We start from the raw sequence: 14801 nt of genomic DNA on the forward strand, positions 1-14801 counted from the left end.
CAAAGCCCGTATACATCGGCGCCTCCAGACTCATCTGCTTCATGTCGCTATTGTCCCATCCCGGCAGTCTGGCAGGAAGGTTTTGCAGACCTTCCGTAGCATCCAAGGCGTGTGTTGACTTCGACGCCTGTCATGCGACTGTCCCGCCGTCTCGCTCAAGGAGGGCTCGCGCTCATGCTGGTCACGCTGTTGACCGGATGCAGTCTGGTCTCCGTGACTTACAACCGCCTGCCGACCTGGATGCTCTGGCGGCTCGATGCGATGCTGGGCCTCACCGACACCCAGTCCGCCGTGGTGCGGCCCGCCCTGGCCGACTGGCACGACTGGCACCGCCAAGCGCACCTGCCGCGCTATGCCGCCGCGCTGCGCCAATGGCAAACCCTGGCCCGGGACGATCTCACCGCGGATCAGGTGTGCCAGGCCTTCGAGCAGGTGCGCGAGTGGGGGTTGCAAGCCGCCGAGCGCCTCCTGCCCGTGATGGCTGCATTGGCGCCCAGCCTCAGCGACGCCCAGATCGACCGCTGGAACCGCCACCAGCGCCGGCAAGACGCCCGCTTCGCCCAAGACTTCATCGATCCACCTGGGCAGGTCTCGCCCCAGCGCCTGAAGCGGGCCATCGATCGCGCCGAGATGTTGTACGGGCGGCTCGATGATGACCAGCGTGCCTGGCTGGCCCAGCGCCTGGCCGACAACCCTTTCGACGGCGAACACGCCCTGGCCCAGCGCCAGCGCCGCCATGCCGAAACCGTGGCCACCGTGGAGCGCATCCGCGCCGGCGCCGACCCCGTTCGCGAGGTGCAAGCCGGCTGGAACCGTGTCTTGGTGCCGCCCACCGAAGCCGAACGCCGTGCCAGCGAGCAACAAACGCTGGCCGCGTGTGTCCAACTGGCCGAGTTGCACAACCGCACCACGGCGGCCCAACGCGAGCGCGCCGTGCAACGCCTCCAGGGCTTCGAGCGCGAATTCCTGGCGTTGAGCAACGGCCGTTGAACCCATAAAAAAACCGCCGGGCGGTGAACCCGGCGGTCGTTGGCCTGCGATGCAGGCTCAGCGCGTCTAGCGCTTGGGCATTACATGTCCATGCCCATGCCACCCATGCCGCCAGCGGCCGGGGCGGGGGTTTCTTCCTTCGGCGCCTCGGCCACCATGCACTCGGTGGTCAGCATCAGCGACGCGACGGAAGCGGCGTTCTGCAGCGCCGTGCGGGTCACCTTGGTCGGGTCCAGGATGCCCATCTCGATCATGTCGCCATAGGTGTCGTTGGCGGCGTTGAAGCCGAAGTTGCCCTTGCCTTCGAGCACCTTGTTGATCACGACCGAGGGCTCGCCACCGGCGTTGGCCACGATCTCGCGCAGCGGGGCCTCGATGGCCTTCATCACCAGCTTGATGCCGGCGTCCTGGTCGGCGTTGTCACCCTTGATCTCACCGACGGCCTGACGGGCACGCAGCAGCGCCACGCCACCGCCGGCCACGATGCCTTCTTCCACGGCAGCGCGGGTGGCGTGCAGCGCGTCTTCCACGCGGGCCTTCTTCTCTTTCATTTCCACTTCGGTGGCGGCCCCCACCTTGATCACGGCCACGCCGCCGGCCAGCTTGGCCACGCGCTCTTGCAGCTTCTCACGGTCGTAGTCGCTGGTGGCTTCCTCGATCTGCACGCGGATTTGCTTGACGCGGGCTTCGATGTCCTCGGCCTTGCCAGCACCGTCGATGATGGTGGTGTTTTCCTTGGCCACTTCCACGCGCTTGGCCTGGCCCAGATCGGCCAGCGTCACTTTTTCCAGTGTCAGGCCCACTTCCTCGGCGATCACCTTGCCACCGGTCAGGATGGCGATGTCCTCCAGCATGGCCTTGCGGCGGTCGCCAAAGCCCGGGGCCTTGACGGCGCAGACCTTCAGAATGCCGCGGATGGTGTTGACCACCAGCGTGGCCAGGGCTTCGCCTTCCACGTCCTCGGCGATGATCAGCAGCGGGCGGCCAGCCTTGGCCACTTGCTCCAGGGTGGGCAGCAGGTCGCGGATGTTGCTGATCTTCTTGTCAAACAGCAGGACGAAGGGGTTCTCCAGGATGGCGGCCTGCTTGTCGGGGTTGTTGATGAAGTAGGGGCTCAGGTAGCCGCGGTCGAACTGCATGCCTTCCACGACATCCAGCTCGTTTTGCAGGCTCTTGCCGTCTTCGACGGTGATCACGCCTTCCTTGCCCACCTTGTCCATGGCGTCGGCGATGATCTGGCCGATGGAAGCGTCGCTGTTGGCGGAGATGGAGCCCACCTGAGCGATTTCCTTGCTGGTGGTGGTGGGCTTGGAAGCCTTCTTCAGCTCGGCGATCAGGGCGTCCACGGCCTTGTCGATGCCGCGCTTCAGGTCCATCGGGTTCATGCCAGCGGCCACGTACTTCATGCCTTCGCGCACGATGGCCTGGGCCAGCACGGTGGCGGTGGTGGTGCCGTCGCCAGCGTTGTCAGAGGTCTTGGAAGCGACTTCCTTGACCATCTGGGCGCCCATGTTCATGAGCTTGTCTTTGAGCTCGATTTCCTTGGCCACGGACACACCGTCCTTGGTCACGGTGGGGGCGCCAAAGGAGCGCTCCAGCACCACGTTGCGGCCTTTGGGGCCCAAGGTCACTTTGACGGCGTTGGCCAGGATGTTGACACCTTCGACCATGCGGGCGCGGGCTTCGCCGCCGAACACTACGTCTTTTGCTGCCATTTCAAATCTCCAAATTCGGTTTCAAGGGTTTGGTGCGCGACCCACTTTTGTCTTCGGCCGGGCCGGTGGCCCTGAACGTGGCTGCGCCAAGTTGGCCTGCGACGAAAGTGATCGCGTTGCGATCACTTTTCAACGACGGCGAACAGGTCGTCTTCTTTCATGACGAGCAGTTCCTCGCCATCGACCTTGACGGTCTGGCCGCTGTACTTGCCAAACAGCACGCGGTCGCCCACTTTCACGCTCAGGGGCTTGACTTCGCCTTTGTCATTGGCTTTGCCGGGGCCCACGGCCAGCACTTCACCCTGGTCAGGCTTCTCGGCGGCGTTGTCGGGAATCACGATGCCCGAAGCGGTTTTGGTTTCGTTTTCCAGACGCTTGACGATCACGCGATCGGCGAGAGGACGAAGTTTCATGAGTTCTCCTGTGTAGAACACAACGTTGGTTGGACAGAACGTGACGGCGGGGCATTGTTAGCACTCGCCGTCAACGAGTGCTAATCATAAGGGTGGCTCGGGCGGATTTCAAGGCCGCGCCGATAAAAAAACCGCCAACGCCCGAGGGCGTTGGCGGCCACAAGCGCGGGTCGGGCCCGCGCGCTTTCCCGAACCGTGATGGGTGGGTCTCAGGTGCCGATGACCCCGCCGTCTTCCTTGGTGATGACCAAGGTGGCCGAGCGCGGGTAGCGGCCCTGGTTGGGCCAGGTGCCAGTGAGCTTGCCGGCGGCGAAGTCGTCGGCGCTGGTGGTGGCCCCCGGATGCTGGACGTTGACGAACATCGTCTTGCCGTCCGGGGTGGTGACCACGCCGGTGATCTCCTGACCCAGCGGGCCGACGAGGAAGCGCCGCAGCGTCTGGGTGCGCGGGTCGGCGCACAGCATCTGGTTGTTGCCGAACTGGGCATAGTCGCCCTTGTTCATGGCGCTTTCGCTGATGTCGGTCTGGATCCAGAGGCGGCCGTCCTTGTCGAACCACAAGCCGTCGGGGCTGTTGTGGATCTGGTCTGCGTTGAGCGGCTTGCCGGCGAACTGGGAGTCGTTTTCCGGGCCGGAGAGCAGGAAGATGTCCCACTGGAATTTGGTGGCGGTGGGGTCGTTGCCGGCTTCGCTCCAGCGGATGATGTGGCCCCAGCGGTTCTTCTCGCGCGGGTTGGCCTTGTCGGCGCGGGTGCGGTCGCTGTTGTTGGTCAGCGTGAAGTACACCTGTCCGGTCTTGGGGTCGATGGCGCCCCATTCCGGGCGGTCCATCTTGGTGGCGCCCACGGTGTCGGCGGCCAGACGGGTGTTGACCAGCACGTCGGCCTGGCTGTTGAAGCGGAAGGGCGTCAGCGGGCCCTGGCCGAAGACCAGCGGCAGCCACTCGCCGGTGCCGTCGTCGTTGAACTTGGCCACGTAGAGGGTGCCTTCGTCGAGCAGGGCGCTGTTGGCCTTGCCCGCGGCCTTGCGGTACACGCCTTTGGAGACGAATTTGTAGATGTACTCGTCGCGCGCGTCGTCACCCGAATAGCACACCACCGGCTTGCCTTCGACGGCGGGCTGGAAGATGATGCCTTCGTGCGCGAAGCGGCCCAGGGCGGTGCGCTTGACCGGGGTGCTGTTGGGGTCGAACGGGTCGAATTCCACCATCCAGCCAAAGCCGTTGGCCTCGTTGCGGTAGTCCTGGGTGGGATTGGCGCCCTTGGCCGAGACGTCGAAGCGGGCGTATTCCTCGGCCCCGCTGTCGGCCAGTTCCCAGCCGTAGCGGGAGGTGGGCGGGCGGCTGTCGTTGTGGCGCACGCCATAGCGCGACTGCTCGCGGGTGCGGCCGTTGGCGCCGACCTTGTTGATGAAATAGCCGGCCCAGTTTTCCTCGGCCATCATGTAGGTATTCCACGGCGTGACGCCATGGGCGCAGTTGTTGAGCGTGCCGCGGGTGCGGGTGCCGTCGGGGCTGTATTTCGTCTTGACGAAATCGGTGCCGCGCACGGGGCCGCTGATCTCCATCGGCGTCAGGCCGGTGATGCGGCGGTTGTAGCGGCTGGGTGCCACCACGCCCCACTGGCCGTTGGCCTCGCGGCGGATGTGGATGACCGAAACGCCGTGGGCGTTGAGCTCTTTGAGGCACTCGTCGGCGGGGCGCTTGCCATTGACGAGGGCGGGCACGGCATCGCTGTTGAGTTTTTGCCCCACGGCCGATGCATGCAGAAAGCGCGGCTCCACGTATTCGTGGTTCATCACCAGCAGGCCCTCGGTGGAGCTGCCCTGGTACGGGTCCTTGCCTTCGATGGGGAAGAAGTGCATGCCGTCGTGGTGCATGCCCACCTGCTGGGCTTGATCGGCGCCGGTGTTTTTCAGCGGATCGAAGGCCGGCATGTTGCCGGTGATCGGCGTGCCCCAGGGCACGAAGGTCTGCACCTTGTAGCCCGGCGGCACCAGCACCGTGTCGGCATTGCTCACGGGCACGGCCTTGAAGCCGATCAGCGGCCCCTGGCCGCCAGCGCCCGTGCCAGGGGTGGCGCAGCCGGCCAGGCCCACGCCGCCAAACAGCGCGGCAATGGAAGCGCCCAGCGTGCCCTTGAGGGCGTTGCGCCGGCTCAGGTGGGCCTGAAGCACGTCGTCGAAGTGGCGGTTCGGGCTGTGGTTGCCCAAAGGCTCGTCGCCGGCGCCGTTGTCGATCACGAGTTGAGAGGGGATGGGGTTCATCGAAGGTTCCTCGGTTGCACAAGTCGAAGTCTTGCGCCGGCAACGATAGGGGGGCTGTGTGAAAAATCCGTGAAACCTTGCGCGTGGCCGGCTTTGGCATAACATTGGCATCACCACAGGCCGCTAGGGGCCTGCGAACCGAAAGGAGTGCCGTATGAAGCCAAATGTGGGTGGATGGGATCGCATCGCGCGGGTGGTGGTGGGGCTGCTGCTGATTGGGCTGGCGGCCACCGGCACGGTGGGGGCTTGGGGTTACATCGGCATCGTGCCGATCGTCACGGCCGCCATTGGCTGGTGCCCGGCTTATCTGCCGTTTGGTATCAGCACCTGCAAGACCAAGGATTGAAGCGGCGGCTGGCCCTGACTATCATGGCTCCATGACGGAGACGGTGGGGCTGATACTGAGCGGAGGCGGTGCGCGGGCAGCGTACCAGGTGGGCGTGCTCGATGCCATTGCCCAAATTCGCCGCGAATGTCGCGTCGATGAAGGCAATCCGTTTCCGGTGATATGCGGCACCTCGGCCGGCGCCATCAATGCCGCCGCGCTGGCCTGCGGCGCCCATGCGTTTGACGACACCGTGCGGCGCCTCGTGGCCGTGTGGGAGAACTTCCATGCGCAGCAGGTGTACCGGGCCGACTGGACCGACATGTTGCGATCCGGGGCGCGATGGCTGTCGCTGCTGGGGCTGGGCTGGCTGTTCATGAACCGCCGGCTGCGCCCACGCTCGCTGCTCGACAACGAACCGCTGCGCCGCCTGCTGGCCGAGCAGATGGAGTGGGAGCGCCTGCCGCGCAATCTGGAGGAGGGCCACCTGCGCGCCCTGGCCGTGACGGCCTCCAACTACGCCAGCGGCGAGCACGTCACCTTCTACCAGAGCGGCCACGAGGCCGAACCCTGGGTGCGCAACCAGCGGCTGGCCATGCATGGCGACATCACCATCGACCACCTGCTGGCCAGCGCCGCCATTCCCTTCCTCTTTCCGGCGGTGGCCTTGCAAGGGCCGCACGGGCTGGCCTATTTCGGCGACGGCTCCATGCGGCAGACCGCGCCCATCTCACCGGCCATACATCTGGGGGCCAGCCGCATCCTGGTCATCGGGGCCGGGCGCATGGCCGAACCCCCGCCGCCCCGGCAAGACCATCCCGAATACCCCTCGCTGGCCCAGATCGCGGGCCATGCCCTGTCCAGCATCTTTCTGGATACCCTGGCGGTGGACGTGGAGCGGCTGCGCCGCATCAACCACACGCTCAGCCTGATGCCGCCCGAATTGCAATGCCAAACCCGGCTGCGCCCCATCGAGCTGCTGCTGATTGCGCCGTCGCAGCGGCTCGACGAGATCGCCGCCCGCCACGCCGACGCCCTGCCGGCCACGGTCAGGCAACTGCTGCAAGTGCTGGGCCCCAGAAGCCGGGGCGAGCCCCGGCAAGACAGTGCCCTGCTGAGCTACCTCCTGTTCGAGGCTGCTTACACCCGCGAGCTCACGGCGCTGGGCCGTGAAGATGCGTGGAGGCAGCGGGAGGAGATCGAGCGGTTTTTTGGGTGGTAGGTAGGGAACAGGTCAGTTGGTAAACCTTGGTTTCTTTGTGCAGAAACTCGTCTGCGGAAACTTCTACTTTCCGCACGGCCGACTTATTCGGGGAAGTTACCGTTGATGTTCCGTAAATCCTGGTCGGGGTGAGAGGATTCGAACCTCCGGCCTCTACGTCCCGAACGTAGCGCTCTACCAGGCTAAGCTACACCCCGTTGTGATGGCTTTTCAGGAGCGGCGCTCCAAAAGCACAGCCGCTAATTGTAGCAAACCTTCGGACCACTCGTTGCGGGGCAGGGCGCGTGCTGCGTCGATGGCGCGTTGTGCTTCGGCCTGGGCGGCGCGTTTGGCGTCTTGCAGGCCGCCGCTGTGGCGCACGATGTCCAGGATGTCTGAGGCTTGGTCGGTGTTGCCGGTCTCGATGGCTTGGCGGATCAGGCGGGCTTGCGCCTCGGTGCAGCGGCGCAGCGTGCAGATCAGGGGCAGGGTGACTTTGCCTTCGCGCAGGTCATCGCCGAGGTTTTTGCCCAGTTCGGCCGCGTCGCCTTCGTAGTCCAGCACATCGTCCACCACCTGAAAGGCCGCGCCCAGGGCTTGGCCGTATTCGGCGCAGCGGGTTTCGAGGGCGGGGTCGGCCTGGGCCAGAATGGCCGCCAGCCGGGCGCTGGCTTCAAAGAGTTTGGCCGTTTTGGCGCGGATGACACGCAGATACGCCGCTTCATCCAGGCTGGCGTCGTGCATGTTCATCAGTTGCAGCACTTCGCCTTCGGCAATCACATTGGTGGCGTCGGCCAGCACCTCCATGATGCGCATTTCCCCGGCCTGCACCATCATCTGAAAGGCGCGGGAGTAGAGGAAATCGCCAACCAACACGCTGGCGGCGTTGCCAAATACCTGGTTGGCCGTGTGACGGCCCCGGCGCAGGGTGGATTCGTCCACCACGTCGTCATGCAGCAAGGTGGCGGTGTGGATGAATTCCACCACCGCCGCCAGGCTGTGCCGGCGCGGGTCTTGGCAACCCAAGGCGCCGCAGACCATGAGCAAGAGTGCAGGCCGCACACGCTTGCCGCCTGCGCCTATGATGTACTGCGCCACCTGGCCAACCAGCGGCACTTCGCTGTCGAGGCTGCGTTGAATCACCTCGTCCACCAAGCGCATGTCGGCGGCCACGAGGGAGAGGGCAGAAGGGGCGGAAGCGGTGGCGTTCAAGATGGGGCGGCAAAACAAGCAAGACGGGGCGGCAGCAAGCCACGGAGCGACAGACGATTATAGGAAGTCCCCCAAAGGTCTCTGGCGTTTCCTATAATGGCGAGGCTGCCGAGGAGCGTTGCAGCCCTGGTCGTTGGCCTCATCGTGTGCGATGGTGCGCAGCGGCTGCGCAGGGCGAGGCTCGGCAGCAGATGGCCCCACCGTTGGTGGGTGGCATCCTTGCCGCAACGACGCTCGCCCACGGGTCGTGTGGTGAGCTGTGCTTCCGCAGACCCGGGTTCTTCCCTTTCGCTGCTGGAGCCACCATGAATGCACCATTGAAACACCCTTTGATCGCCGATGCCGTCATTGCCGACATCGGTCTGGCCGACTGGGGCCGTAAAGAAATCCAGATCGCCGAGACGGAAATGCCTGGTCTGATGGCCATTCGGGAGGAGTTCGCCGCCAAGCAGCCGCTCAAGGGCGCGCGCATTGCCGGCAGCCTCCACATGACCATCCAGACCGCCGTGCTCATCGAGACGCTGCAAGCCCTCGGGGCCCAGGTGCGTTGGGCGTCTTGCAACATTTTTTCTACCCAGGACCATGCCGCTGCGGCCATCGCTGCCAAGGGAACGCCGGTCTTCGCCATCAAAGGCGAGACGCTGGAGCAATACTGGGACTACACCCACCGCATTTTCGAGTTCGGCCCAGCGGGCAGCCCGGACGAGGGCCCCAACATGATTCTGGACGACGGCGGCGATGCCACCCTCCTGATGCACTTGGGCAAAGAGGCCGAGCGCCGTCCGGAAGTGTTGGACAAGCCCGGCAGCGAGGAAGAGCGCATCCTGTTTGCCGCCATTCGCGCCAAGTTGGCCCAGGATCCGACCTGGTATAGCCGCAAGGCGGCGCAGATCATCGGCGTGACCGAAGAAACCACCACCGGCGTGCACCGTCTCAAAGAAATGTCGGCCAAGGGCACGTTGATGTTCCGTGCCATCAATGTGAACGACTCGGTGACCAAGAGCAAATTCGACAACCTGTATGGTTGCCGCGAGTCGCTGGTCGATGGCATCAAGCGCGCCACCGATGTGATGATCGCCGGCAAAATCGCCGTGGTCTGCGGCTATGGCGACGTGGGCAAGGGCAGCGCCCAGGCGCTGCGGGCGCTGTCGGCCCAAGTGTGGGTGACCGAAATCGACCCCATCTGCGCCCTGCAAGCCGCCATGGAAGGCTACCGCGTGGTCACCATGGACGAGGCGTGCAGCCAGGCCGACATCTTCGTGACGGCCACCGGCAACAAGAGCGTCATCACCTACGAGCACATGGCCCGGATGAAAGACCAGGCCATCGTGTGCAACATCGGCCACTTCGACAACGAAATCGACGTGGCCGCGCTGGAAGCCCGCTGCCGCTGGGAAGAAATCAAGCCCCAAGTGGACCATGTCATCTTCCCCGATGGCAAGCGCATCATCCTGCTGGCCAAGGGGCGGCTGGTCAACCTGGGCTGCGCCACCGGCCACCCCAGCTACGTCATGAGCAGTTCCTTTGCCAACCAGACGATCGCGCAGATCGAACTGTTCACCCACCCAGATGGCTACGACGTGGGCAAGGTGTACGTGTTGCCCAAGCATCTCGACGAGAAAGTGGCCCGGTTGCAGCTCAAGAAACTTGGCGCCAAGCTGACCGAGCTGACCGATGAGCAAGCCGCCTACATCGGCGTGCCCAAGCACGGCCCTTTCAAGCCCGACACCTACCGTTACTGACCGTGCCGACCTCGCGTGCCGACCAACTGCTGGTGCAGCGGGGCTTGGCCACGTCGCGCTCGCAAGCCCAGCGGCTGATTGCTTCGGGCGTGCGCTGGCGCCGCCCCAGCGTGGAGGCCGCTTGGCAGCCGGTGGCCAAAAACGGCGAGGAACTGCCCGCAGACGCCGAGCTGTGGCTGGCCGATGAGGCGCAACTGCAGTACGTCTCGCGCGGCGGGCTCAAGCTCGAAGGTGCTTTGCGCCGCACGGGGCTGGCCGTGGCGGGCAAAGTCTGCCTGGACGTGGGGCAGAGCACGGGGGGCTTCACCGATTGCCTGCTGCAGCACGGAGCGGCGCGGGTCGTGGGGGTGGATGTCGGGCAAGGGCAATTGCACCCACGCCTTCGGTCCGATCCTCGGGTCATCGCCATCGAAAAATGCAATGCCCGCGAACTGTCAGCGCAGCGCTTGCACGCCGGCGCGGGGCCATCGGCTGGCGGGCCTTTCGATCTGGTGGTGGGCGATTTGTCCTTCATCTCGCAAACCCTGGTGTGGCCCGCGCTGCTGCCCCTGCTCCAGCCGGATGGCGATCTGCTGATGCTGGTCAAGCCCCAGTTCGAGCTGCAGCCCCAGTTCATCGGCAAAGGCGGCCTGGTTCGGGACGAAGCGTGCTACCCCCTGGTGGCGCAACGCATTCACCAAGCCTGCGCCGATCACGGGTTGACCTTGCGCGATTATTTTGAAAGCCCCATCACCGGCGGTGATGGGAACCGGGAGTTTTTCGTATGGGCTTGCCCCTGAGCTTCGAATTCTTTCCACCCAAGACGGCAGAAGGCGCGCAGAAGTTGCGCCACGTGCGGCAACAGCTGTACGCCAAGCGCCCACAGTTTTGCTCCGTCACCTACGGCGCGGGCGGCTCCACCCAAGAGGGCACCTTTGCCACCGTGGCCGATATCCTGGCCGAGGGGGTGGCGGCGGCGTCCCACTTTTCCTGTATCGGCGCCACCCGAGACCGGGTGCGCGAGCAGCTGCAGCAGCTGCAAGCCATGGGGGTGCGCCGCCTGGTGGCCTTGCGGGGCGACTTGCCCAGTGGCTATGGCCTGGGGGGCGAATTTCAGTACGCCAGCGATCTGGTGGCCTTCATCCGCGCTGAAATGGGGGATGCTTTTCACATCGAGGTGGCCGCTTACCCCGAGGTGCACCCGCAGGCTCGCTCGCCCCAGGCCGACCTGCAAGCCTTCGCCACCAAGGTCAAAGCCGGGGCCGACTCTGCCATCACCCAGTATTTCTTCAACAGCGACGCCTATTTCCGCTTTGTGGACGACGCCCACAAACTCGGGGTGGACGTGCCCATCGTGCCGGGCATCATGCCCATCACCAATGCGTCGCAGTTGCTGCGCTTCTCAGACGCCTGTGGCGCCGAAGTGCCGCGGTGGATCCGCCTGCGCCTACAGTCCTTCGGCGACGACACCGCCAGCATCCAAGCCTTTGGCCTGGATGTGGTGACCGACCTGTGCGATCAACTGCGCTGCGCTGGCGTGCCCGGCCTGCATTTCTACACCATGAACCAAAGCGGCCCAACCCTGGCGCTGTGCGAGCGGCTGGGGTTGTGAGGCTCAGGTCAGCGCCACCGGTCCATACCATGCTTGCGTGGGGTGGCCGGTGTTGTTGGAATTGGTGAAAGCACCGATGCCCAGCAGTGCGCCGGGCGATTCGCCAAACGCGGCTTCAAAATCCGAATACAGATCCCGTTCGTGGTACTGCCATTGCTGAAGACCCTCTGTGCCGCTCTGCACCACCAGATGGCGTATGCGTTCGGTGTGAGGGTGGGGCAGTATCGAGCCTACCGGGTGGACAGGGTCCCACACATACATCAGCGTGGCATGCGGTAAGGGTTCGCCGGTCATGAGCAAGGCCAGCTCGGAAAGCATGTGATCGCGGCGGCTGAACGCGGCACGGTCGCCGTCGAAAGTGAGTGTCCAGCGCAGTGTGACGTCATTGCGTGAAGGGTCGGTGATGTCGGTCTGTGGGTTCAGCGACGACGCCCACCAACTGAAGGCCCAATGGGTCCGGGGGCTTATGGGGTGGCGCAAAGGCAGATGGACCAGGCTGTTGGCGCGTTGCGCCGTTGCTCTGAGGGCGGGCCGTCCGTGCCAGTCGGCCACCGGTTCGTAGCGCACAGGTTGGCGGTTCGGGAAGGTGCGGTGCTGCCAGCGGCTTGAAATGCCTGGGAGGCGATGGGCCCGTGCCCAGGCAGAATCATTGAGGTCTGCGCCCGGATGCGCGGACGCCTCGTCTGTCGGCATGTGGGCGGGGCTGATGCAGGCTGGCAGCAGGGGCAATGCCGCCGCCCAGGCGAGCCACTGGCGCCGGACGATGTCAGTAGGGGGCTGGCGTTGAGGAGTCATGACGGAAGCATGCCGTAGGCGCATGGCCAACTCGTGACAGCGCCTAGCCCTCCTGGGTCACGACGCGCCACGTCGCGCCGCGAGGCTCGCGCAGCACGTCCATGACCCAAGGCAGGGCATCGCGCAGTTGCGTGGCCAGGGTGTAGGGGGGGTTGAGCACGAACATGCCGCTGGCGCGCAGGCTGCCGTGAGTACGGCCCTGAGCCACCCGGGCCGCGGTGCTGCTGTCGGGTTGCAGGCCCACATTCAGTTCGGCTTGCAGCCAGGCCCGTTGCAGCCGTGTCCCTAGGGCTTTGAGTTTGCGCGCCAGTGCGTGTGCTTCCGGGCGACCAATGACCGGGTACCACACGGCGTAGTTGCCTGTTGGGAAGCGTCGGATGGCGTCTTCAAGGCAATCCAGCACTGCGGCATAGTCGGTTTTGATTTCGTAGCTCGGATCGATGAGGACGGCGGCACGTCGGCTTGGCGGTGGCAGCAGAGCACGCAAGCCGTCGAATCCGCTACGGCGCAGCACCTCGATTTGCCGAGCTTTGTCGAGTTCTTCCACTTGACGCTGCAACACCCTTGCGTCTGTAGGGTGCACCTCGAACAGTTTGAGTCTGTCCTGCGGCCGCAACAGAGCCTGGCTGATCCATGGAGACCCCGGGTAGAAGCGGCAGATCCCTTCGGGGTTGAAGCCATTGACCAAGTTCAGATAATCGCTGACGGCTTCAGGGACGGGTTGCCCCGATGGGTGTGCCTGCTGTGCGGCGGCATAGAGTTTGAGGATGCCCGCGTCCGATTCGGCCGAGGTGCGGGCGTGCTCATGGTCCAGCCGGTACAGTCCGGCACCCGCATGAGTGTCCACGATCCAGAGCGCGGTGTCTTTTTGCATCAGGTAGCGCAGCATGGCCACCCAGGTCAGGTGTTTGAGCACGTCGGCATGGTTGCCGGCGTGGAAGGCGTGTCGGTAGCTGAACATGATGGGCGCATGGTAGCCGATGCACGGCGGATTTGCCTTCGGGTGCTCGGGCTGGTTATAATGAAAGGCTTCGCGGCGATTTTGGGTTCCGCAGCGGAGCTTTGCCCCCACCTAAGAGGCCGCCGACAGAGTGGCACCGACCGTGGAAAAGAACCCGTCAAACCAACTCTGTGAGCAAACTCATGACCAAAACCTTCAGCGCAAAGCCCGCTGAGGTGGTGCACGAGTGGTTTGTGATTGACGCCACCGACAAGGTGCTCGGACGTGTCGCCAGCGAAGTGGCACGCCGTCTGCGCGGCAAGCACAAGGCCATTTACACCCCTCATGTGGATACCGGTGACTACATCGTCGTGGTCAACGCCTCCAAACTCAAAGTCACGGGCAACAAGGCCTTGGACAAGGTGTACTACCGTCACTCCGGCTTCCCTGGTGGCATCTACGGCACCACGTTCCGTGACATGCAGGCCAAGCATCCCGGCCGCGCCCTGGAAAAGGCCGTCAAGGGCATGCTGCCCAAGGGTCCCCTGGGCTACGCCATGATCAAGAAGCTCAAGGTGTATGCCGGTGCCGAGCACCCGCACACCGCCCAGCAGCCCAAAGTGTTGGACATCTAAGGAGCTCACATGATTGGTGATTGGAACAATGGCACCGGTCGTCGCAAATCCAGCGTCGCCCGCGTGTTTCTGAAAAAGGGCTCCGGCAAGATCACGGTCAACGGCAAGGACATCCAAGCCTATTTTGGGCGTGAGACGTCCATCATGATCGCCAAGCAGCCGCTGGTGCTGACCGACAACCTGGAAACGTTCGACATCCAGGTCAACGTCCACGGTGGTGGCGAATCCGGCCAGGCCGGCGCCGTGCGTCATGGCATCACCCGTGCCCTGATCGATTACGACGCATCGCTCAAGCCGGCACTCAGCGCGGCGGGCTACGTGACCCGTGATGCCCGCGAGGTCGAGCGTAAAAAGGTCGGTCTGCGCTCTGCTCGCCGTCGCAAGCAGTTCTCCAAGCGCTGATCGGTTGCCTTGCAGCCTGCCTACAAACCGCCACGGCGCATGCCGCCGCTGGCGGTTTTTCACGTCTGCAGGGCTTGGCGGGCGGCAATAACCCCGATGCGCCAGGCGTCAATCCCCAGACGTTCGCCAATCCTGAGCGTTTTGCTTTAGTATTCCATTTCTGCGTTCTGTCCCAAAGGTTTTCACCATGACTGCAGTTGCCGAACACGTCGATATCGAGATGCCTGCGCCGCTGATTTTCACGGACGCGGCGGCGGCCAAAGTGGCCGACCTGATTGCCGAAGAGGGCAACCCCGACCTCAAACTGCGCGTGTTCGTGCAGGGTGGCGGGTGCTCCGGTTTTCAGTATGGCTTCACCTTCGACGAAGTAGTCAATGAGGATGACACCCAGATGACCAAGAACGGGGTGACGCTGCTGATCGATGCCATGAGCTACCAATACCTGGTGGGGGCCGAGATCGACTACAAAGAAGATTTGCAAGGCGCTCAGTTCGTGATCAAGAACCCGAACGCGACAACCACGTGTGGTTGTGGATCCAGTTTCAGCGTGTGACGATCTGCTTTGAGGACATGAAG

15 protein-coding genes, 1 tRNA gene and 1 riboswitch are annotated in these 14801 nt (G+C 64.2%); of the genes, 9 read left to right on the forward strand and 7 right to left on the reverse strand.

Annotated features, from left to right (window positions below):
• Positions 1-132 precede the first annotated feature (132 nt).
• Positions 133-990, forward strand: a complete 858-nt coding sequence (locus DFR43_RS07010) for a DUF6279 family lipoprotein (protein ID WP_164499711.1) — start codon at positions 133-135, stop codon at positions 988-990.
• Positions 991-1070: 80 nt separating this feature from the next.
• Here the strand turns inward: DFR43_RS07010 and groL are convergent, their stop codons facing one another.
• From groL to DFR43_RS07025, 3 genes are all read right to left on the reverse strand, one after another.
• The gene (groL, locus tag DFR43_RS07015) at positions 1071-2705 is read right to left on the reverse strand and encodes a chaperonin GroEL (RefSeq protein WP_133597073.1); all 1635 of its coding nucleotides are present in this window, start codon (positions 2703-2705) and stop codon (positions 1071-1073) included.
• Between the two features lie 122 nt (positions 2706-2827).
• Positions 2828-3118 (reverse strand): co-chaperone GroES, encoded by a 291-nt coding sequence (gene groES / locus DFR43_RS07020; RefSeq protein WP_133597075.1) that lies wholly within the window; start codon positions 3116-3118, stop codon positions 2828-2830.
• A 209-nt stretch (positions 3119-3327) separates the two neighbouring features.
• A complete protein-coding gene (locus DFR43_RS07025) occupies positions 3328-5382 on the reverse strand; it encodes a PhoX family protein (protein WP_133597077.1) in 2055 nt (684 codons plus the stop codon).
• Positions 5383-5536: 154 nt separating this feature from the next.
• Here DFR43_RS07025 and DFR43_RS07030 point away from each other — a divergent pair, with 154 nt between their 5' ends.
• Both DFR43_RS07030 and DFR43_RS07035 read left to right on the forward strand, forming a co-directional pair.
• Positions 5537-5728 (forward strand): YgaP family membrane protein, encoded by a 192-nt coding sequence (locus DFR43_RS07030; RefSeq protein ID WP_133597079.1) that lies wholly within the window; start codon positions 5537-5539, stop codon positions 5726-5728.
• A 31-nt stretch (positions 5729-5759) separates the two neighbouring features.
• On the forward strand, positions 5760-6929 hold the full coding sequence (locus tag DFR43_RS07035; protein ID WP_133597081.1) for a patatin-like phospholipase family protein: 1170 nt from the start codon (positions 5760-5762) through the stop codon (positions 6927-6929).
• A 120-nt stretch (positions 6930-7049) separates the two neighbouring features.
• On the opposite strand, the gene DFR43_RS07040 is transcribed toward DFR43_RS07035, so the two are convergent.
• Positions 7050-7126, reverse strand: a tRNA-Pro gene (locus DFR43_RS07040).
• Positions 7127-7139: 13 nt separating this feature from the next.
• On the reverse strand, positions 7140-8069 hold the full coding sequence (locus DFR43_RS07045; RefSeq protein ID WP_133597339.1) for a polyprenyl synthetase family protein: 930 nt from the start codon (positions 8067-8069) through the stop codon (positions 7140-7142).
• Between the two features lie 155 nt (positions 8070-8224).
• Positions 8225-8363: riboswitch (S-adenosyl-L-homocysteine riboswitch) on the forward strand.
• Between the two features lie 62 nt (positions 8364-8425).
• Here DFR43_RS07045 and ahcY point away from each other — a divergent pair.
• The 3 genes from ahcY to metF are packed head-to-tail and all read left to right on the forward strand — an operon-like array spanning position 8426 to position 11453.
• Positions 8426-9862: an adenosylhomocysteinase gene (gene ahcY, locus DFR43_RS07050; protein ID WP_133597083.1), complete on the forward strand. Its 1437-nt coding sequence runs from the start codon at positions 8426-8428 to the stop codon at positions 9860-9862.
• Positions 9863-9864: 2 nt separating this feature from the next.
• Complete coding sequence (locus DFR43_RS07055) at positions 9865-10641, forward strand: TlyA family RNA methyltransferase (protein ID WP_133597085.1); 777 nt, start codon at positions 9865-9867, stop codon at positions 10639-10641.
• Positions 10626-11453, forward strand: coding sequence for a methylenetetrahydrofolate reductase [NAD(P)H] (gene metF, locus DFR43_RS07060; RefSeq protein WP_133597087.1), 828 nt, complete (start codon positions 10626-10628; stop codon positions 11451-11453). The genes DFR43_RS07055 and metF overlap by 16 nt, the downstream gene beginning before the upstream one ends.
• A 3-nt stretch (positions 11454-11456) precedes the next feature.
• Here metF and DFR43_RS07065 read toward each other — a convergent pair whose 3' ends face one another.
• On the reverse strand, positions 11457-12248 hold the full coding sequence (locus DFR43_RS07065; protein ID WP_164499712.1) for a DUF3047 domain-containing protein: 792 nt from the start codon (positions 12246-12248) through the stop codon (positions 11457-11459).
• A gap of 43 nt (positions 12249-12291) precedes the next feature.
• A complete protein-coding gene (locus tag DFR43_RS07070) occupies positions 12292-13209 on the reverse strand; it encodes a 23S rRNA (adenine(2030)-N(6))-methyltransferase RlmJ (protein ID WP_133597091.1) in 918 nt (305 codons plus the stop codon).
• 182 nt (positions 13210-13391) lie between these two features.
• Between DFR43_RS07070 and rplM the strand changes: the two genes are divergently transcribed.
• The 3 genes from rplM to erpA all read left to right on the forward strand — a co-directional run bounded on the left by rplM (position 13392) and on the right by erpA (position 14778).
• On the forward strand, positions 13392-13823 hold the full coding sequence (rplM, locus tag DFR43_RS07075; RefSeq protein ID WP_133597093.1) for a 50S ribosomal protein L13: 432 nt from the start codon (positions 13392-13394) through the stop codon (positions 13821-13823).
• A 9-nt stretch (positions 13824-13832) separates the two neighbouring features.
• On the forward strand, positions 13833-14225 hold the full coding sequence (rpsI, locus tag DFR43_RS07080; protein WP_133597095.1) for a 30S ribosomal protein S9: 393 nt from the start codon (positions 13833-13835) through the stop codon (positions 14223-14225).
• Positions 14226-14412: 187 nt separating this feature from the next.
• Complete coding sequence (gene erpA, locus DFR43_RS07085; RefSeq protein WP_133597097.1) at positions 14413-14778, forward strand: iron-sulfur cluster insertion protein ErpA; 366 nt, start codon at positions 14413-14415, stop codon at positions 14776-14778.
• Positions 14779-14801: the final 23 nt, after the last annotated feature.

The sequence above is a fragment of the Tepidicella xavieri genome, assembly GCF_004363315.1.
In the GTDB taxonomy this organism is placed as follows: domain Bacteria; phylum Pseudomonadota; class Gammaproteobacteria; order Burkholderiales; family Burkholderiaceae_C; genus Tepidicella; species Tepidicella xavieri.

Coding starts and splice junctions, on each gene's coding strand:
- DFR43_RS07010 (WP_164499711.1), top strand. CDS start 133: ATGCGACTGTCCCGCCGTCTCGCTCAAGGAGGGCTCGCGCTCATGCTG.
- groL (WP_133597073.1), bottom strand. CDS start 2,705: ATGGCAGCAAAAGACGTAGTGTTCGGCGGCGAAGCCCGCGCCCGCATG.
- groES (WP_133597075.1), bottom strand. CDS start 3,118: ATGAAACTTCGTCCTCTCGCCGATCGCGTGATCGTCAAGCGTCTGGAA.
- DFR43_RS07025 (WP_133597077.1), bottom strand. CDS start 5,382: ATGAACCCCATCCCCTCTCAACTCGTGATCGACAACGGCGCCGGCGAC.
- DFR43_RS07030 (WP_133597079.1), top strand. CDS start 5,537: ATGAAGCCAAATGTGGGTGGATGGGATCGCATCGCGCGGGTGGTGGTG.
- DFR43_RS07035 (WP_133597081.1), top strand. CDS start 5,760: ATGACGGAGACGGTGGGGCTGATACTGAGCGGAGGCGGTGCGCGGGCA.
- DFR43_RS07045 (WP_133597339.1), bottom strand. CDS start 8,069: ATGCGCTTGGTGGACGAGGTGATTCAACGCAGCCTCGACAGCGAAGTG.
- ahcY (WP_133597083.1), top strand. CDS start 8,426: ATGAATGCACCATTGAAACACCCTTTGATCGCCGATGCCGTCATTGCC.
- metF (WP_133597087.1), top strand. CDS start 10,626: ATGGGCTTGCCCCTGAGCTTCGAATTCTTTCCACCCAAGACGGCAGAA.
- DFR43_RS07065 (WP_164499712.1), bottom strand. CDS start 12,248: ATGACTCCTCAACGCCAGCCCCCTACTGACATCGTCCGGCGCCAGTGG.
- DFR43_RS07070 (WP_133597091.1), bottom strand. CDS start 13,209: ATGTTCAGCTACCGACACGCCTTCCACGCCGGCAACCATGCCGACGTG.
- rplM (WP_133597093.1), top strand. CDS start 13,392: ATGACCAAAACCTTCAGCGCAAAGCCCGCTGAGGTGGTGCACGAGTGG.
- rpsI (WP_133597095.1), top strand. CDS start 13,833: ATGATTGGTGATTGGAACAATGGCACCGGTCGTCGCAAATCCAGCGTC.
- erpA (WP_133597097.1), top strand. CDS start 14,413: ATGACTGCAGTTGCCGAACACGTCGATATCGAGATGCCTGCGCCGCTG.